This is a genomic window from Hymenobacter agri (assembly GCF_054778495.1).
This window is the reverse complement of sequence record NZ_BAAGZM010000001.1, coordinates 22331-41164: the sequence shown is the minus strand read 5'-3', so window position 1 is coordinate 41164 and position 18834 is coordinate 22331. Positions and strand designations below refer to the sequence as shown.

Here is an 18834-nt window from a genome sequence, read left to right as displayed (position 1 = left end):
ATGAGCAACAAAGTTCTGCCTTCCGTTTCCCTGGAATCCAAGCAGCCCATCTACAAGGTTGAAAAGGACTGCCTCATCTCGAAGAACGCCGATGTTACGGTAGCCTTTCGGCTGGACCTGCCCGAAATCTTCACCCTCTCCCGGGAAGATTACGCGCAGCTGCAGTCGGCCTTTGTCAAGGCCGTGCGCCTGTTGCCGGACCACTCCGTAGTGCACAAGCAGGACTGGTACGTGGAAGACAAGTACGCGCCGGGCTTCGAGGCGGAAAGAACGTTGCTCTCGGCTTCCTACGAGCGCCATTTCAACGAGCGGCCCTTCCTCAACCACTTTTGCTACATCTACATCACCAAGTGCGCTTCGGAGCGTCCGGATTGGGGAAGTGCCTCGGGGCTGCTGGCCCGGCGCAACATCGTGCCCAAGGAAATGCTGGACACGAAGGAGCTGGAATCTTTCTTTGACAGCGTCGGCCAGTTCGTGCGGACCCTGGAAGGAGTGGGGCCCACGAATGCTCCCTACATCAAGTCGCACCGGCTCACGTCCGACGAACTGGCCGGCACCGAGCAGGCGGCGGGGCTGTTAGAAAAGTACCTGGCGCTGGACCTGTCCGACCAGGCCGTACAAGTGGACCTGGACCTGACCGAAGGGCTCAAGGTAGGCGCGGAGATATGCAACATGTTCTCGGTCGCCAACCTGGATGATTTACCCATTGGCGTAGAAACGGATATTCGCTACGAGCAATACAGCACCGAACAATCGGACTTTCCCATCAGCTTTGCCGCGCCTCTGGGGCTGCTGCTGGGGGCCAACCACATCCTGAACCAGTATGTGTTCCTAGATAACACGGCCAAGACCGTGAAGATGTTTGAGCAGAAGAAGGACCGGCTCAACTCGCTGTCCCTCTACTCGCGGCAAAACGCCATCAACTTCGAGTACTACAACTCTTTCCTCAACGAGTTGATTGCTACCAAGCGCCGCCCGGCGCGGGTGCACTGCAACGTGCTCACCTGGGGCCAGAATGAGGACCAGCTGACGGAAGTTCGCAAGCTGGTGAACGCGGCCTTCAACGCCATGAACTGCAAGCCGCGGCAGAACACCGTGGACATTGCCGCGCTCTATTGGGGCGGCATCCCGGGCAACGCCGGCGACTTCCCCTCGGAAGAGACCTTCTACACCTTCATCGAGCAGGCTGTTTGCTTCTGGGCCAGCGAGACCAACTACCGCTCCACGGGCGCCACGAAGGGCATCAAGCTCTCCGACCGCCTCACCGGCAAACCAGTGCTGGTCGATATCTCGGATGAGCCGATGAAGAAACAAATCATCTTCAACCGCAACAAGTTTGTGCTCGGTCCTTCGGGCTCGGGCAAGTCGTTTTTCACCAACCACATGGTGCGCCAGTACTACGAGCAGGGCGCGCACGTCCTGCTGGTCGACACCGGCAACTCTTACAAAGGACTGTGTGAGTTGGTGGGCGGCGTGTACTTCACCTACGAGGAAGACGACCCCATCGCATTCAACCCCTTCCTGATTTCGGGCAAGCTGGACGTCGAGAAAAAGGAATCCATCAAAACGCTGCTGCAGGCGCTTTGGAAAAAAGACGACGAAAGCGTGAGCCAGTCGGAGTACGTCTCGCTCTCTACGGCCGTGAGCACCTACTACGTGATGCTGGAAGCCAACCCGGCCGTTAAGCCTAGCTTCAACTCGTTTTACGAGTACGTGAAGGGCCCTTACCGCAAGCTGCTGGAAGAAGACAAGGTCCGGGAGAAAGATTTCGACATCGACAACTTCATCTATGTACTGAAGCCCTATTACCGGGGCGGAGAGTACGACTACCTGCTCAACTCGGAAAAGGAGCTGGATTTGGTGAACGCGCCTTTCATCGTTTTCGAGTTGGACAACATCAAGGACCACCCCATCCTGTTTCCGGTGGTCACGCTCATCATCATGGAAACCTTCATTTCCAAGATGCGGAAGTTGAAGGGCATCCGCAAGATGATTCTGATTGAGGAAGCCTGGAAGGCCCTCACCACGCCGGGCATGGCGGCCTACATCAAGTACCTGTTCAAAACGGTGCGGAAGTTCTTTGGGGAAGCCATCGTGGTAACCCAGGAGATAGATGACATCATCGGCAACGAGATTGTGAAGGATGCTATCATCAACAACTCGGATTGCAAGATTCTGCTCGACCAGCGCAAGTTCATCAACCGCTTCGATGAGATACAGGCGCTGCTCTCCCTGACGCCCAAGGAAAAGGACCTGGTGTTGAGCATCAACCGGGATAACAAGTCTACGCGGGGCCGCTACACGGAGGTGTTTATCTCCCTGGGCGGAGTCGTATCGAAGGTCTATGCCATCGAGGTGTCGAAGGAGGAATACGTGACCTACACCACCGAGGAAACCGAAAAGGTGAAGCTTTTCGAGAAGTTCAAACAGACCGGGGACATGCCCACGGCCATCAAGTTGTTTGCCGCCGACCTCCGCGAAGGCCGGGCGTAAGTCTCACTTCAACAAAAGGGGAAAAACATGAAAACGAAAGTCACCATCCTTGGCCTGGCTATCCTGTGCCTGAGTGCTGGCAAAGCCTCCGCGCAGCTCGTCGTAACCGCCCCGGTGCTGGAAGTCCAGTCGGGCGTACAGACCGGCTTGCAGAACACCATGAAAGGCCTTTCCAAAGCCGCTAACGTGCTGGTGAAAGCCGGCGTGAAGGAGCAGGAGTTGACCAAAGTCTTCTCGGAGAAAAACCTGCAGTTGGCCAAGACCTGGTACGACGGCCTGCTGCAGGTCAGCTCGGCCGTTCGGAATTACCGGCGCGTTCAATCTGTGTTTGAGAAGCAGGGAAAAATCATCCAGACCTACTCAACTGCCATTGAAACGCTGCGGCAGTCGCGCTACGTGCAGCCGGAACAGCTCTCGCTCATGACGGCTACCTATACCAAGATGCTGACCGAAAGCGCCAACACACTTTCTGACCTGCAAACCATCGTCAGCCCGGCCATGCTCAAAATGACGGATGCCGAGCGGATGCGCTTCATCGATAAGCTGGACACCAAAATATCCGACCAGTTGGGCCTAATTCAATATTACACGGAGCGAAATTTCGTGCAGATGCACATGGCTGAGCAAAAGGCGCAGGACACACAGGCACTCAACGCCTTCATGGGTGCCCGCTAGTCCTGTTTACTCCTTACTTCCCTCTACTGCCATGAAAGCAACTACCAAGTTATTCGCCCTGGGTCTAGCCCTACTTGCCGCTCCGGCTTATGCCCAATCAGTTATCTCGGCGCCGATTGCGGAAAGCCAATCCCGTAAGCAGGTCGTTCACCAAGGCGTTTCTACCACCCTACTGGGACAGGGCAAACTGCTGGCCAACGACATGAAAGTGGTCAGCGGCAAGATTAAGGGCATCATTGACAAAACACAGCAGCTGCACGACCAATGGTATAGCAGCCTGCTGCAAATCAGTGCCGGGGTCCGCAACTATCGCCGGGTACGCGAGATTTACACGCACCAAAGCGAGATGATTAATCAGTTCGCTACCGCTATCCCGGAACTGCGGACCAAGCAGCTCTCGCCCGCGCAGCTTAGCGAAGCCTCAACGGTGTACCAGGCGCTTTTGCAAGAGAACGTAGCCTTGCTGGGGGAGCTGTCCGGGGTGCTCAGTGCCAGCCGGGCCAAAATGACGGACCCGGAGCGGATAGAGTTTATCGACAACATCGCCGACCGCATCGCCAGGCAGCACCACTTGATGAACTACTTCAGCAACAAGTGCCGGGCCATCGCGCAGCACCAGGCCCAGCAGGTGCAGGACCGCGAAGCCATGAGTGCCTTTATGACTGCCCGCTAAGGGCACAGTCCTTCACCCACCTATCTCCTTCTGTGTTATGAAAACCTCCCTTATCCTGGGGCTTGGGATACTATTGGCTGGCTGCGGCTCGGACGCAACGACCAGCACGGCAACAACGACGGCTCCGGCCGATACTGTTTCTGCAGCCAGTGCCAACCCGGACCCCCGCGTAGATACCGTTCGCCAGCAGCACCAGCGGCTGCTCAGCATCCAACAAGAATACCTGGTGCAGCTCGGCCAACTCAAAGGCAACGAGAAGTTGAGCCCGAAGCGGGTGCAAAAGTCCAAAGAGGACTACACCTACTTCATCGGACAAAGCCAGGCCAATCTTACCGCCCTCGACCAACTCGACCCTGCCAAAGCCCAAGACCCGGCGCAAGTCGCCCTGGTCGGGGAAATAGCCGAAAAGCAGGCCAGCGTGCTGAACCTGGCCAAGAAAAAGCTGGCTGGCATCCACAACGAGCATTACCTGCCCCAATAAGCCCGCTCTGGCCCTTTTACCCCCATCCTGAATTCTCCTTTCTCTCCAATGGACCCTACCGCTATTGATTTGAACATGGCGGCTTATGAGCAAAAGCTTGAAGCCATTTACACGGAAATGCTCACGTTTACCTCCCTGTTTATCAACCTGGGCCGCGCCGTTGGCGGCATTGGAGCCCTGTTGTTCATCAGCAGCCGGGTATGGGGCAACATTGCCCGGGCTGAACCCATCGACTTATTTCCCCTGCTCAGGCCGTTTGCTATCGGCCTGGCTATCCTGCTGTTCGTGCCCCTGTGCGGAGCGCTGCGGGGCATAACCATGGCCGTGGCGCACGGCACCGATGACATACGGATGGGACAGATAGCCGAAGTCAACCGGCTCACCGCTACCAGGGACCAATTAGCCGCCGACGCCAAAGCCAAGTCGGATATGGCCATCAACGAGGAATACGAGAAGGAGCTAGGCAAGCTTGGGGCGCTGGACGTTGGCCGCAAGGCCAGCCTGGCCTTTAACCAGGTGCAGTACTCGGTGGGCCAGAATTTCCGGGAGTGGACCAAATCCATCCTGGAACTGGGCGCTCTAGCCGCAAAGCTGGCCATCAGCCTTATCTCCACCTTCCTGCTGGTGCTGCTCAGCGTCGCCGGACCGCTGGCCTTCGGCATTGCCATCATCCCCGGTTTTGGGGGCGGACTAATGAAGTGGTTCGGCTACTTCCTCACCATTTCCCTGTGGGTGCCCGTCGCGAACATCTACGCGGCGGTACTGGCGCATGTGCAGGTAACCATGCTCAATGAGAACATCCGGCAGTTGCAGGCCGGCGGCAGTGTGGAGTCGGCCGACATCGCCTACCTGTGTATGCTCGTGCTGGCTATCGTGGGCTACATTTTTGTTCCCAAAGCAGCGGATATGCTCATTGACGGCTCGGGCGTGGGTAACGCTGCCACGTCGTTCATTACGACCACGACGGCCACGACGGCGGCCGTTGCCGGTGCTGCGGGTGGTGCTGGCGTTCGGACCGGCGCGGATGTACTCGGCGCTGGGGTAGGGGCTGGTCAGGGAATACTCGGCCGGGCAGGTGCCGGCGAGAATGCGACGCGGGGAGAAGCCTTTGGTCAGCGGGCGGGCGCTTACGTGCGGGACCGGCTTACGCCCCGCAAGCAAAGCTAACCGGGGCGGCTCTACCCTTCACCTCAAACTCTATCCTTCATGTTTGCTTCCCTTAAAACCATCGACTCTGCTTTTCAGCAGGTCAAAACGCTGGCCTTGATTTTCATTGTCGCGGTGCTGCTGCTGGCCGGCACCATTGCCTACTTCGCGTTCAAAACGACCAACGCGGCAGCGAACCGCATTTACGTGTTGGAGAACGGCCAGCTGCTCACCGCCGGCGCGCAGGATGCGCGGGCCAACCGGCCCGTCGAGGCCCGCAGCCACGTCACCCGGTTTCATGAGTTGTTCTTCACCCTAGACCCGGACCAGAAGGCCATCAACAACAACGTCAACAAGGCCTTGTACCTGGCGGACAACTCGGCGAAGAAGCAGTATGAGAACTTCAAAGAGAAGGGCTTTTACAACGACCTGATAGCGGCAAACATCAGCCTGGAAACGACTGTGGACAGCGTGGTAATAAGCGGCTCGCGGCCCCTTACCGCCCGCTGCTTCGCGCATCAGCGCGTTATCCGAGCCACGTCGATAACCAACCGCAATCTCATTTCGGAGTGCTCGCTGCGCGACGTGACGCGCTCGGAGAACAATCCCCACGGCTTCCTGATGGAAAACTGGCGGGTACTGCAAAACAAAGACCTGAATACTACCCCCCGCTAGTACCTATTCTCATGGCAACACCTGCTAAACCACACGACGCGCAATTCTTACGAACCCGTAAAATGGCGACCTTCCTACCCATCGTAGGGGTACCGTTTATGGCGGTCATGTTCTTCCTGGGTGGCGGTGGCAAAGGCACCCCGGCTGAAGCGCAAAACGTCGAATCCGGCTTTAATACCGAATTGCCGACTGCTGAGAAGGCTACGATAACGGATAGTAAGCTGGAAGCCTACGCCAGCCCGGTTGACTCCATGCGCAACCGGGGCCTGGTTGATTCCAGGATTGATACCGCGTCAGGTGGAGGGCTTTCCTATGGCATCCAGGCCGACGGTAAAGCCGGCCCGAACGGCTCGGTTGATAATTCGGTCGCCGCGGCCCAAGCGCAGCTCATTGCCGCGCAGCAGGCGCAGCTCAACGGGGGCATGGCGGCCAACACGACCGCGCAGGCCGGTTCGCAGCCTGGCTCACTCACCCCGGAGGAAAAAATGGAGCTGATGCGGTCGGAGCACGAGCGGGAATTAGCGGAAGCGCGGGCGCAGGCGCAGATGGCTACGCTTATGGCGCAGTCGAACGCAGCCAGTGGCGGTGCAGCTCCTCGAACGATGGCCGCAGTTCCCAAAAAGAAAAAACCGGTCACCAAGGTGCGGGCCATTGACGAGGACGCGGTCGTGTCGCGTCTGGGCTCAAATAGTACTGGCCGGAAGCGCACGGCTTCTTTCCAGGGCTTTGATTCGGAAGGCAACGCGGGTACGGAAGCCAACACCCTGCCGGCGGTCATCCACGAATCGCAGGAGGTCGTTTCGGGGTCCCTGGTGAAGATGCGCCTGACGGAACCGGCCGTCATTAACGGACACAAGCTGCCGGCCAACACCTTTATCTACGGCAAGTGCAGCCTGGCCGGCGAACGCCTCAGCATTGCCATTGAAACGCTTAAATCCGGCAACAACGTGTTTCCGGCCTCGCGGGACGCAGCCAAGCAGGCCGGCGCCAACAGCATGGACGCGGCCGATATGATGACGATGAGTGCCGACCCGGCAATGGCCGCGGCGGGGGTGGCGGTAAGTGCCGCCAAAGGCCTCGGCAAAAACAAGATTCGGATGGTGAAAGTCCGTCTGAAGGCTGGCTACAATATCATGCTCAAAGTGGACAAAGAATAACTCTTCCTTATGAAAACGACCTCCTGTCTGGCGCTGACCCTGGTGCTGCTCACCGTTCGCCCCACTAGTGCGGTGGCTCAAACTACCGCGTCATCTCAGAAGCTACCCAATGCGACCGAAGCCACTAAGCTACCCACCTTGCCACTATATGTGAGCGACCAGAAAACGACCCACCTGGTCTTTCCCAGTCCGGTTACCTATGTCGATTTGGGCAGTACCGGCCTGATTGCCGCCAAGGCAACCGGCTCGGAAAACATCGTTCGCGTGAAGGCAGCCAGCGCGGGTTTTGGGGAAACCAACATGACCGTGCTAACGACGGGCGGCAAGCTCTACTCGTTTGTGGTGAATTATCAGCGGAGCCCGCGCATGGTGGGCATCGACCTGGGCACGGCCAATGGCAGCGCCGATAAGGGCAAGCTGCCCACTACGGCGCTGTATGTGAGCGACCAGAAAACAACGCACCTGGTTTTTCCTTATCCGGTTACCTATGTGGACCTGGGTAACTCGGGCATCATCGCGGCCAAGGCTACCGGCGCGGAGAATATCGTGCGCGTAAAATCAGCGGGTACCCGCTTTCCCGAGACCAACATCACGGTGCTCACCTCGAACGGCAAGCTGTATATGTTCACGGTGAACTATCAGCACGACCCCAAGGTGCTCAGCCTCGACATGGGCGCAGCATCTTCGCAGGTTACCAGCAGTGAATCAGGGGAAGCCATTCTATCAAACTCGCCCATTCCCCAAGGCAACTTGGATGCCTACTCCAAGCAGGCACTGGCACGGGGCGGCTCGTCGGCCGGCGAAAGCAAAAACCAGCTCACCGTTAAGTGTGGCGACGTTGGTTACAAGCAAGAAACGCTGTTCTTCCCCCTGCACGTTGCCAACAAGTCGAACGTGACTTATGACGTCGACTTCGTGAAGTTCTACATTCAGGATAAGAAAGTAGCGAAGCGCACAGCCGAGCAAGCCATTGAAATCACCCCTATCTACGTTTACAACGGCTCCCAAAAGAAGATTGACGTAAAAGGCAAACTGGAACAGGTGTACGTTTTCAAGAAGTTTACCATCCCGGACCAAAAGCAGCTCATCATCGAAGTTTATGAGAAGGGGGGCGGGCGTAACGTCAAGCTCCACCTTGCGAATTCGGACCTGCTCAAGGCCCGAACGTTCCAATAAGTTCGGCTTTACCTTATGCTTTTTCGCGCCATGAAAATCACTCAATCGCCCCGATTAGCGGCCCTACTAGCTAGCCTATTTGAGAATCCTAGCCCAAATTATGCGCTGATGGCAATGCTGGTGCTAGTAGCCGGCGCTACGGTTGTGTTTGGGGAAAACCGCGTACCAGAACCCATTGTGCACTCAGTTATGCTGCTGACCATGCTTGGAGTATCACGCTTGTTCAATGCTGGCCTGTTGCGCACGTTTTGGTATGTGACTGTAGGTCTGATTTCCCTGGTATTGATGCTTGACGTGGCACTCATGGTAATGAGTGCGTAGCCTTTGAGGTTGTGTTTCATCCTTAAACTTTCAAGTCCCTTTCTCTCGCATTATCCCTCGACTTTGGAGCCAATTAGCGTTTACCTTGACCATAACATTCTGAATGATGTTGCCCCACCTAAGCAAGAGTGGACCACTACCAAATGGGGAGCTTATCTTCTGGACCAGACTCAAAAAGGCCACATAGAAGTCTACGCCAGCCCGACCAACTGCCTTGAAATCGCGCTGACCAAGGACTTGGACCATCGTCATAACATGGCACGGGCGCTCAATACGCTTATCAGCGGGCATCGCATGTTGCCCACCTATGAATTTATCATCGTTCATAACTTACTCCGCCATGTTAATGGAAACTGGCCGGGCACCATTAATGAATCGCGGTTTCAAAGGATTTCGAGGCAATCATCTCGCACGTATATAGCGTTGCTAGGTCAATTAGCGGCGTTGAGAGACTACGACTGCTCAAAAGGTCTTGCGGGCATCATCGCCCCCAAAATCATCAGCCAGCTTATACAGGGAGAAATATTCAGGAACCCGTTGGCTGAACTACAGAAACGACTGGCAGGATTACGCCAGGTAACGGTGCAGGCGCAAGACGCATTCGCAGCATATGATAACAAAAGCCTTGACGAATTAACTGACCTTAAGGACAGCCTGTTGGAGGAGTCCTTTGAGGTCGATAAAAGAGCCATCAAGTTTCTCAAGGACAATAAAGCCGAGTTTATTGAGGGCTACGCACAAGATGAGCTTCGCTCGTCCATCTACCAGGTATTTCTCTATTCTGAAGACCTGGAGGTGTGTTTTGCTGGTGTTGAACAGGTTGTTCGGGGATGGGCCACCGTGCATCCCCTCGAGTCAACAAATCCAGCCTTTCAACCAACGCCACTTCCGCAAGCCCTCACTGCTGCCTTCGCGTCTGGCCGAATTACCAGGAACGATAGATATGTAGTCTTGAAAGCTCTAGGAGCACGCTTTTCACCCTTTTTGGATGTACCAAAGCTGTATTCATCAGCTGTTTTTAACGAGATGGAACGCACTCTCAATAAAGGGAAACTGCCAACAGGGGGGCTTGCACTTGATTGCCAGCACGCGCTAGCGTGCGCAGCTACCGAATTCTTCTTGGTCCGCGACGCTATTTTGTTGGACACGGTTAAGCGCTGGCACGCAACAATCATGAAGGAGTCTACCTTGTTCCGTGAATCGGCCGACAGTCTGAGTGACTTTGAACGCAAAGTAGAAAAGCGTCTTAAATCTTTGAGTACCAAATAGGGTAGAAGGTCACACTTAAATGAAAGTATTAATGCAGCATTGTCAAGCTCATCTCTACGCTTTCCGTTTACGTAGATAAGCAGGTTCTCTGTAGGAGCGAGGATAATATAGAGTGGTACAAGTAATTTGATACCCCCATTATAATTCTGATTGCTATGCCCAACTACCAACAAGGCTACGAGGATGGCCGCTCTGCTCAGCGTTACTCTGCTCAAACCTCCAGCCAGTTCGGGAAAGGCTTAGGCACTCTCATTGCCTGGGCATTTATCGCGGGCACTCGGATTGCAGTTGAAGTCTTGGTAGCAGCTCCGTTTCTAATTCTCGGCTTTGTTGTAATGGCTCCGCTGGACTTCCTTGGTCCAATGCTCGGGGCCGTGCGCGTGACCGGCATGGTTCTGGTAGCCTTCCTGGCTTTCGCGGGTCTATACTGGCTTAAGGGGTGCATAGTGGCTTTGCGGCACCGCCCGGGCCGGCTCTGGCTGCTACCCTTCGCACTGTGCGTTAGTGTAGCTTGCCTGCTGCCGGGCTGGCTGGTTCGGTCACTGGTCATCAGCTCGTTTCCTACCGCTGGCCCGCTGTGGGGATGGGGTCTGGGCCTGGCCTTTGCCTTGTTCGCTTTCGGCCGCTACCGCTTCACCGAGCATAGCGCCCCGGACCTGATGGACTGGTCTTATAGCCGGGGTTACCGGTGGACCAATAAGTAAGTATTGCTCCTGCTTTAGCCTAATTTAGGCCCTCGTCGCTTTGGCTCGGGGGCTTTTTGTTGTTTGGGAGGAGCTGGATTGGACAAGGCCCTTTCACCCTTTGGTTCATGTTGCGTAATTGGCTGCTGCAACGTCACGCCGTGCTGTTGCTGGTTGAGTTGGGGCCGGAAGACCTTCACGGCCTGGCCAACTGCCTGGGAGTAGCGCAGGAGCATGGCCTTATCCGACAACTGCGCTGCGGCTGAGCGGGCAACCACTACGTAGGGCTTCTGCAATTCATCCAGCGTGGCTTGCTCGGTGAGGGCTGCCGGGCGGGCCATCACGGCGGCCTGCACGTAGGTAAGAAGCGGGGACATAATCGCTGCACCGTTGGCGTCCTTTAAGGGAGCCCCGGTTTCCTGAGCGTGGCGGATGCCTACTCGCTGGCTGCTGGCCTTCAACTCGCGCAGGGCCTCTAGCTGCGCCACCTCCAATGTGGGAGCGCTCAGGGGGCGGGCCTGACTTGGATGGCGTGCTGCTTTGGCTGCGGCACTTGGTAGCTCACCGGTGGCCGCATCGAGCAGGTAGCGTAAGCGGGTCTGGTTCTCGTGGGCGCTGGTCGAGATGCCCACAATGCCGGTATCCCGGGCAAGGTTAAACTCCTTATGCACCTTCTGGAAATCGAGGCGATAACCAGCCTGGTGGCCCAGCTGCATCAGAACCGCTTGCATCGTGCGGCCGTTGCCCTCGCGGAAGGCGTGAACGTGGTTGAGGTGGTCGAGATAGTACGCGGCCCGTTCCACGAACTGCGGCTTGGATAGCCCTCTTAGATTATTCTCGGCAGTGAGTTGCGCCGTAATAGCGGCCACGTCGGCGCCCACGCGACGGTGGTTAGCGTAGGTCATCATGTGGTCGGCCTGTATGTTCACCGCAGGCTTATAGCCCTGAAATCCCCGGTCCTGGCGGGTTTCGCCGGCCCACGGGTACACGTCGTGAAATAAGTAGCGGTGCATGGCCCGTAAGTGCTGCTCGTCAAAGGAGCGCGGGATAGGGGGGATGACATAGGACGGGCCAACGATGGGCTCTAAGGGCTGCCTGGGGGCGACTAAGCCTACCTGCGCCCGAACGAACATCAGCCGCTTTATTGACAAGTCGGCTTCCAGACGGTCTAGCTGTGTCTCGCTGGTTGCGCGGACGTTGTTATAAAGCAAGCCATCGGCCGGGTTGGTAAAGAGGTCAGCCATAAAGGGGGTTCTTGTTGCAACAGGGCGGATTTACACGCTAAACGATTATCTGCTTAAACTATCTGTTACTTTGAGCCAATTATTAGCTAACAGCAGTTGGTCCTTAACTGAAAGACAATGAAAAACGGCCTTTTACTCTTCCTTCTTTCGCTAGTGATTACTAGTCATGCCAACGCCCAACTTAGCCGGTATAGCACCCTGCCAGAGCAGAAGGTACAGACAAGGTCTAACACCAACCAACGCAATTCCAATAGGGCTCTAGAACAGAGAGCAGCAGGTCAAGCGGCTTATGATAGCCAGGTAAAAGAGTGTATTTCGCAGACCAAAGAGATGTATGAAAGTGCTGGGACTTACCCACAGTCAATATCTGATGGCTGGCACAATACCATTATGTCTACAACGACTGGGAATGACTGTGGGGCTAACAGCTACCTGGTTGAAAACAACAGAATTACGAAATGGAATTATGAGGGCAAGCAATACATAGACATTACCAAGGGAGGCATCATAACCAATGGCAAGGCCATCTATTATATGGAGTTGGAAGGTGGCCAACCACTCTACTTCACTGTCTATTTCATGGATGATATACTGAAGAGATAGATACCAACCTCACTTCGGAATCCGCGTACCGGTTGCTGGTTTTCTGGCGTCTTCCCCCATTCCATCACAACTTCTTCTCTCTCAGTTTTCTAGCCCTGCTTCTAGCAACTCTAATGTTGTGCTCCTTTTGAGCCCTTGAGTAAATCACGTAGACATCCCAAAGTTCAGGGGCAGTCTTTTTGACTATTCTAGTAAGTTCCCTAAGACCTTCTTCTGTGAGTCGGCCGGCTCGATACACATCGAGACCAGTACATTTTTCTAAGCCAACCTTCAGAAAGTGCGAACCAACGCCGTTTTCTACTGAATAGAAGACTTCATGAGCGATTCCGTTCTCATCCCGTTCGACAAAATAGCTGGGACTCATTGGCATGTTATCCACCCAAATCTTGGGGTCTCCATGCGTAATCATACATCCTAAATAGTTGTCATTATCACACTTTCCAATCACTGCGAAAGGATGACGGGCTTCTTGTTCAGGAGTAGTGAATTTGCAGATATCTCCGGGTTGGTAGTCTGGCATCGGTATGTTAAATGGCCTCTGGGGTGGAAAAATATTTAAAAACCTATGCCTGAAAAGGGCACAAAAAACCCGGCAAGTGGCCGGGCTTAATGGGATGGGTGCTTAGAGGCTAACGATGCGTTCCTCAAAGTGCAAATACGGGCTGTACTCGTGCGCGGGCTCCACCTGGGGACCTTCGCCGGGGGCGTACTTGGCCAAAGGGTCAGGACCTGGTGCCGGGGCGTACTCGGCATCGAGGACGGCCGATAACTGCTCCAAGTCAATCTCACCGGCGATGTAGCGGTTCTGCAACTCCACGAGTTGCGCCGATGGGTGCCGGTTCTGGCTCATGGACACACCGACGGCGAACTTTACTACGTCGCGGCGCTGCTGCTCGGTGCGCTCGTTGTCGGAGAAATACGGGGTCTTTTCCATACTACAAGATACGTAATTGGGCTAGAAACGGGGGCCTCGGCGGCGCTGTTTGTCTGTTGTGGAAGTAGCGGGGGTAAGTGGGGGAGTGGGCAACTTTTTCAAGCTGGGGTGGTCGAGGGCCGGCGTATCAAAGGAGCGGCGAACCTTCAGCAACTCGGCAATTTCCTGGCCGCGCTCTTGCTGCTCCGGATTGCCATTTAGCAGTTGCTGTACACGGCTTTCAAAGACCCGGGCCACGGCTTCTTTCACGCCCTGGTCGGGCTGCTTCTGCTGCTCGGCCTGCTTCATCCAATCCAAGCGGTGCTCCCGGTCAATGCACGGCATGACACCGCTCAGCTTCAGCAAGGGATTCTCGCCGCCTAACAACTGGTCGCGGGGGATGGCAATAAAGAACTGCTTACCGACTCCCTCACCCCAATGCAGATTGTTACGAGTATGGCCTTCACCAAACTCGGCCGGCTGGGCTACCTGCACCTGCTCGGCCCTTAGTTCCCGCTGCAACTGGTAAAGCGCAACGTTCTGGCTATAGAGATGGGGGCTGTCCGGGTCCGGGCGGTAGGGGCCAACCTGCAACGCTTCGGCCAGTCCCCGCGCCTGCACCTGGTCTTTCTCGGTCAGGTACTTCATCAGCGTATCTGCGTCGGTGAAGTACACGCTGGCCGTGCTCTGGCTCTTTCTGATGACGTCGGCATCCCGAAAGTCGAACTGCACGAGCATCTTGCCGGCCGGTAGTCCTTTCTTGGGGTGTTCCCACTGGTCCACTCCGGGGTAAAGAGCGTTGCCCTGGTCGGTCATCGCCTGGCGGGCGGCGGTATCGGCTGGGGGAATGGTTACGCTCACTCCTTATGCCTCAAATGAGAACTTGCGGGCAGGCTGGTTGGGGATGCCCTGGCCGATTCGTACAAAGTGGCGGCTGTCGTGCAGCATCCCAGGTGAGAGGGTAATGCTGGCCGGAAATTCAAAGTGCTTGCGCAATAGCTCCACGTCGAGGGGCTCGGTAAAGCCATAGGTACCCAAACCGTCGCGGTTGAACTGGAACTCGTCACCGGCTGCTGGGGTGTAGCCCTGGGCCTTCAGAAACTCAATGACGGGAAGCAAGTGGTCGGTGTCGCCGCCGTTAGGTGAATCCTGGGCAATGACGGTTTTTGTGAGGGCCTGGCTCATATCTAACTTGGGCTGGTTGGCCGGCAAGTTAAGAACTTGCCGGGGCTGCTGTCGCTGTTGCTGCCTGCGTTTCAAAGCAGACGAAGAAAGGGAAAGGCTCATGGCAGGGTAAGGATGCTATGCTTGAGCCGGCTCCCAAAATACGCGCACGTTAGCCACGGAGGTCCGCTGGCGGGCTAAGGCAAGGTCATAGCGTTCCTGCACGGTCAGCCAAAACTCGGCCGTGGTGTTACGGAATGCCGCGGCCAGGCGCAAGGCCATTTCCGGCGTCACGCCCTGGCGCTTGTTAAGAATGGCCGACAAGGTTTTGCGGGTGGTGCCCAACCCCTCGGCCACTTCTTCTATGGTCAGTTTTTCCCCGGTTTCTTCGCGCAGCCCCTCAATGGTTTCGCGAATCAAATCGCCGGGGTGGGAAGGATTGAACATGGGCATGTTGGTGGGCGCTTTCTTACGAGTGGGTCAGTGGTAATCCAGGTAATCAACGTCTAGCGCATCCTCGCCCTCGAAGCGAAAGATGATTTTCCAGTTGGCTTTCACCTTCACCGAGTAGAAGTCCTTTCGGTCCCCCTTCAGTTGGTGGTAATCGGAACCGGGCGTGTTCATTTCCTCGGGCCGTTTCACGGCATCAAGGCGGGTGAGCACATTAGTAATTCTAACTAGATGGTCTGCGGGGAGCTTGGAGGCATCGCCTTTTTCATACAGCTGCTTGAGCGGTTTGCTCTGAAGGGAAAGTATCATCCGGTACGCGGGCGTTGTGAGGATTTCTGGTGCTGGTCATCTGTCGCTGGTAACGGGGGTTGGTTTCAGAAATACAACGCAAATGTAACCTGTAACGTTTCACGTTACATAAAAACTTTAAAAGAATCCTTCCTGCATGCTACTGCTCCGCTTACCTACTTCATGCGCCTTAAAGCTCAAGTCTCAGAAGTCCTATTAGGCACATATAAGCACGATGGGTGGGGATACAGATAGCTTCTGCAACCCCACCCACCGTGATTACAGTGCTGGCTCGTGTTTGCCCTTGTTTGCCCCAAGAGGGTGCCTGGGACAAGTAATTGAGGTCAGCATGGAGATGGACGACTGCTTGCTACCGCAGTTTTTGCAAGCATACTGGCTCTTTTCAGAGCCTTCATATAAGGCGTGCTTCCCTTTATTAGCACCGAGGGGATGCCGTGGGCATGTGATAGAAGTCAGCATGGAAATGGACGACTGCTTGCCGCCACAATGTTTACAATAAAAGTTGCTCATTTATATATTAACAAAAAGTGTTATTGCCTACTCTATACAGTTTTCGGCTTCCCTGTAAGTGCTCTCTAAGACACAGTTGTCAATGATGATGCAGCCTGCCTTTTCATGCCGACTACAAGGTCTCCATGATGAACTTGATGATTGTCTCCTTTCTGCTTTTAATCAATTCTTTGCTCCATATGCCTGCTTTTTCGCTTAAGGTCTGTATTTCCCGCTGCTGTGCAGAATGAGTGTAGGAAGCACGCTTATCCTGAAACGGCTTGTTGCCAGCCGAACAGTTGTGTGACTTGGAAAGAAGCAGGTAATTGCCAAGGCAGTCGATGTACTTGTTGCGAAAGTCATCATCGTACAGGGGATAACCAGCTGCTACCGGTTCGCCTTTAGGAGGGGTCTGCGGGGCAATATGCTCAAGTTCCGGGCTCTCTATTGCGTCAAATCGCGCTAGGGCATACCCGCGCTTTCCGTTGCTCGCCAAGTGGTTCTCGTATTTCCATAACAGGAACTTGGCAGTAGAGGGGTGCAGCCACCCTTGCAGCGCGTTTTCCAACTCCGTGTTGTTCCAGTAGGCAAACCACCAGTCAGTGGTGGTCTTTAAGAAATCGACCTGCTTCACTATCGGCTGGATAGTCGGCTGGATAGGAGGATTATCTTGCTTAAACTTGGCGTATACGTCGCTGAGGCGAGACGTCAGGACCGCCTTGGTACCGATAATACGGCTGCGCAGGACCACTGATTCCAAGGAAACACACAGTTGGCAGATGTCCTCGACCGGCAGGCGGAAGGAATAGGCCTTGATGATAAACGGGATTACTAGGCTGAACCCTCCGAGAGTTATCAGCGAATGAATTTCATGATGGCGTGGCTCGTCCTCGGTGTAGAAAGTTGTTAGGTGTTGAAAGCTAGTATAAAGCGACAGGGTAAATGCTTTGATGAATCCGATGGGATTTGAGCCAGCGAGCTTTTTGTTGACCCGTTCGAGTGGTGTGCTTTCCGCCAACGAATTGAAGTAGACCTGCGCGGTATAACCCAACACATCATCTTCCTTAAACTTGCTTTCAATCGAAGAGATGGACTTGTAGATGCTCTCAAAGCGTTCTTTAATTACATTGATGAGTTCATCCTTTTCATCCCCGCCTTGCAGGTGCACGGTGAACATGAACTGGGCCTTGAGCAACTCCAGGTTGGAAGGCTTCTTGCCGCGGTTGTTCTGAAAGATGAACATTTGAATGGCCTCTGATTCATCCTTTACCGGGTGCGTGGAACAGGTCGCGGAACTTACCGTAGCCAGCATCTTCACGAGGTAGGCTTCATCCTTCTCGGCCAGAACGCGGGTAAAAAAATCGAAGGCTGCCACAATGCGTTTGGCAGAAGTCGTTTTCAGTCCCCGATTATCAGTCCGTTCCTGGTCAATGACGTATTCCTTGAAGAGTTGCCGGTCATAACTCACGGTTTCAAAATGGTAGGTAGACCGTACCCGAAGCATGGACTCACGGCTGGTCTCTTCCTGCTCAGTCAATGGTCGCAACGCCTTCAGACGGGCAAACAATGCCGAGAGAAAGATGACAATGGTGGTGAGCCGCTGCTGGCCATCAACGACGGCGAAGTCCTCAACCGATTTTTCTTCAAAAAGAAAGTGCCCAAAGTAGTAGGCCGTTTTAGCTGAACTGATATTGTACTCCTCCAAGTCCCGGAGAAACACATTGACCTGCTTATTGGAATTCTCTTTCTTCGGGTCAGTATCCCACGAATAGGCGCGTTGATAGGAGGGAACGACAATTTTGTTGCCGTTCAGCATTTTCTTGATGGTAGTGGACGATTCCATTCAGTTGGGTTGATTGTGGTACTTAGGATTGTTCGGCTTGTGAATCGCCCTACTATGTGCTCTGAGGCGTTTGGCTGTGTTACATAGAGGCCCACGCTATGGCAGAGGCATGAATTTGCTTAACCTGCGCCCGGAGCGAAGCCGGGGCCAATACTTGCACTTGGTCACCGAGAGAGAGCAGTTCCATTAGCAGGTCGTGCGTGTTGTAGACGGTCAGCTGAATCAGTAGCTCCTCGTCCGTATCCACCAAAATCCGTTGCGAGGAATGGAGAGGAAACGATTTGAGGTATTGGCCTTGGGTCGGTTCCAGCCCCAACACAATTTCAGCTGGCGGCTCGTGGTCAGGGCGAATGATGCCAAAGCTGTGGGCGTAGTAGGTATTGGGCTCAAAGTCCGCAGGGGGCTCAAATGAAAGAACTGTCGATTCCAGCGCCCGGATGCGGTCGAGCCCAAAGCACCGCAGCCCCTGGCGGGCCGGCTCGTGCGCCAGCAGGTACCACCGGCCTTTGAATTCTTTGAGCAACAAGGGCGAAACAGTCCGGTTGGTGGGCGCTTCCTCCCAAAACTTATGGTACTGAAACGCGACCTGCCGGCGCAGTTGAATGGCGCGCAGCAACGGTTGCAACCATTCCGTGCCCAAGGGCCGACGGGACTCCCACTGCACAAACGGGCTCAGGGCCGTCGGGAGGCGCAGGAACTCCTGCAGTTCAAAGGCATCGAGCAGTCGCTGGTAGCCTTCCGGCAACGGGTCTGCCGAGACAATCACGTAGCCGCCGGCTCGCCGGTCGTGCCCAATGGTAACGCCAAAGCGCTCGGCGATTTGGGGCAAGTCCCGCTGCAGAGTGCGCTGCGAGTAGTTAGCGGCCAGGTCCCGCAGCGAGGACTGCTCCAACAGGTAGTCGCGCAACTCCTCAAAAGGCACCGCCCGCTTGAGGTGCTGCAGGCGCAGGACCACTAAAAGTTGACGAAGAAAATGGGCGTGGGTCGTCACAGAAGAAAGCAAGGGCTTCCGTTCGTCCAGGATTTCAACCGAATACGCTGCCCTATTTCATCCCCTGGAGTAGAAGGCA

At 55.2% G+C, this 18834-nt stretch carries 21 protein-coding genes; 12 read left to right on the top strand and 9 right to left on the bottom strand.

Annotated features, from left to right (window positions below; translation table 11 throughout):
• The 11 genes from ACYVDE_RS00190 (at position 1) to ACYVDE_RS00140 (ending at position 10770) form a co-directional block, all read left to right on the top strand.
• Positions 1–2493 carry a TraG family conjugative transposon ATPase gene (locus tag ACYVDE_RS00190; RefSeq protein ID WP_138082092.1) on the top strand — a complete coding sequence of 831 codons (2493 nt, stop codon included), beginning with the start codon at positions 1–3 and terminating at the stop codon, positions 2491–2493.
• 27 nt (positions 2494–2520) lie between these two features.
• The gene (locus ACYVDE_RS00185; RefSeq protein WP_138082094.1) at positions 2521–3168 is read left to right on the top strand and encodes a hypothetical protein; all 648 of its coding nucleotides are present in this window, start codon (positions 2521–2523) and stop codon (positions 3166–3168) included.
• Positions 3169–3199: 31 nt separating this feature from the next.
• Positions 3200–3841 (top strand): hypothetical protein, encoded by a 642-nt coding sequence (locus ACYVDE_RS00180; protein ID WP_138082096.1) that lies wholly within the window; start codon positions 3200–3202, stop codon positions 3839–3841.
• Between the two features lie 37 nt (positions 3842–3878).
• Entirely contained in the window at positions 3879–4322 is a 444-nt protein-coding gene (locus tag ACYVDE_RS00175; protein WP_138082098.1) for a hypothetical protein, read from the top strand.
• A 48-nt stretch (positions 4323–4370) separates the two neighbouring features.
• On the top strand, positions 4371–5489 hold the full coding sequence (locus ACYVDE_RS00170) for a hypothetical protein (protein ID WP_138082100.1): 1119 nt from the start codon (positions 4371–4373) through the stop codon (positions 5487–5489).
• Positions 5490–5528: 39 nt separating this feature from the next.
• Entirely contained in the window at positions 5529–6143 is a 615-nt protein-coding gene (traK, locus tag ACYVDE_RS00165; protein ID WP_138082102.1) for a conjugative transposon protein TraK, read from the top strand.
• Positions 6144–6154: 11 nt separating this feature from the next.
• Complete coding sequence (gene traM, locus ACYVDE_RS00160) at positions 6155–7300, top strand: conjugative transposon protein TraM (RefSeq protein WP_460499487.1); 1146 nt, start codon at positions 6155–6157, stop codon at positions 7298–7300.
• Positions 7301–7309: 9 nt separating this feature from the next.
• On the top strand, positions 7310–8476 hold the full coding sequence (traN, locus tag ACYVDE_RS00155) for a conjugative transposon protein TraN (protein WP_138082105.1): 1167 nt from the start codon (positions 7310–7312) through the stop codon (positions 8474–8476).
• Positions 8477–8506: 30 nt separating this feature from the next.
• Positions 8507–8797 carry a hypothetical protein gene (locus ACYVDE_RS00150; protein WP_138082107.1) on the top strand — a complete coding sequence of 97 codons (291 nt, stop codon included), beginning with the start codon at positions 8507–8509 and terminating at the stop codon, positions 8795–8797.
• Between the two features lie 63 nt (positions 8798–8860).
• Positions 8861–10066 (top strand): hypothetical protein, encoded by a 1206-nt coding sequence (locus ACYVDE_RS00145; protein ID WP_138082109.1) that lies wholly within the window; start codon positions 8861–8863, stop codon positions 10064–10066.
• A gap of 155 nt (positions 10067–10221) precedes the next feature.
• Entirely contained in the window at positions 10222–10770 is a 549-nt protein-coding gene (locus ACYVDE_RS00140) for a hypothetical protein (RefSeq protein WP_138082111.1), read from the top strand.
• A 14-nt stretch (positions 10771–10784) separates the two neighbouring features.
• Here the strand turns inward: ACYVDE_RS00140 and ACYVDE_RS00135 are convergent, their stop codons facing one another.
• Entirely contained in the window at positions 10785–11882 is a 1098-nt protein-coding gene (locus ACYVDE_RS00135; protein ID WP_460499496.1) for a Fic/DOC family protein, read from the bottom strand.
• 228 nt (positions 11883–12110) lie between these two features.
• On the opposite strand from ACYVDE_RS00135, the gene ACYVDE_RS00130 reads away from it, so the two are divergent.
• Positions 12111–12596: a hypothetical protein gene (locus tag ACYVDE_RS00130; protein WP_138081921.1), complete on the top strand. Its 486-nt coding sequence runs from the start codon at positions 12111–12113 to the stop codon at positions 12594–12596.
• Between the two features lie 64 nt (positions 12597–12660).
• On the opposite strand, the gene ACYVDE_RS00125 is transcribed toward ACYVDE_RS00130, so the two are convergent.
• The 8 genes from ACYVDE_RS00125 to ACYVDE_RS00090 all read right to left on the bottom strand — a co-directional run bounded on the left by ACYVDE_RS00125 (position 12661) and on the right by ACYVDE_RS00090 (position 18755).
• Complete coding sequence (locus ACYVDE_RS00125) at positions 12661–13116, bottom strand: hypothetical protein (protein WP_138081923.1); 456 nt, start codon at positions 13114–13116, stop codon at positions 12661–12663.
• A 102-nt stretch (positions 13117–13218) separates the two neighbouring features.
• Positions 13219–13530, bottom strand: coding sequence for an antitoxin VbhA family protein (locus tag ACYVDE_RS00120; protein ID WP_138081925.1), 312 nt, complete (start codon positions 13528–13530; stop codon positions 13219–13221).
• Positions 13531–13551: 21 nt separating this feature from the next.
• A complete protein-coding gene (locus ACYVDE_RS00115; RefSeq protein ID WP_138081927.1) occupies positions 13552–14370 on the bottom strand; it encodes a hypothetical protein in 819 nt (272 codons plus the stop codon).
• A gap of 3 nt (positions 14371–14373) precedes the next feature.
• Positions 14374–14694: a hypothetical protein gene (locus ACYVDE_RS00110; RefSeq protein WP_460499486.1), complete on the bottom strand. Its 321-nt coding sequence runs from the start codon at positions 14692–14694 to the stop codon at positions 14374–14376.
• Positions 14695–14811: 117 nt separating this feature from the next.
• On the bottom strand, positions 14812–15120 hold the full coding sequence (locus ACYVDE_RS00105; protein WP_317129515.1) for a HigA family addiction module antitoxin: 309 nt from the start codon (positions 15118–15120) through the stop codon (positions 14812–14814).
• A gap of 33 nt (positions 15121–15153) precedes the next feature.
• Positions 15154–15432, bottom strand: a complete 279-nt coding sequence (locus ACYVDE_RS00100) for a type II toxin-antitoxin system RelE/ParE family toxin (RefSeq protein ID WP_138081933.1) — start codon at positions 15430–15432, stop codon at positions 15154–15156.
• A 622-nt stretch (positions 15433–16054) separates the two neighbouring features.
• The gene (locus ACYVDE_RS00095) at positions 16055–17764 is read right to left on the bottom strand and encodes a DUF262 domain-containing protein (RefSeq protein WP_138081937.1); all 1710 of its coding nucleotides are present in this window, start codon (positions 17762–17764) and stop codon (positions 16055–16057) included.
• A gap of 79 nt (positions 17765–17843) precedes the next feature.
• On the bottom strand, positions 17844–18755 hold the full coding sequence (locus tag ACYVDE_RS00090) for a helix-turn-helix transcriptional regulator (RefSeq protein ID WP_171025832.1): 912 nt from the start codon (positions 18753–18755) through the stop codon (positions 17844–17846).
• Positions 18756–18834: the final 79 nt, after the last annotated feature.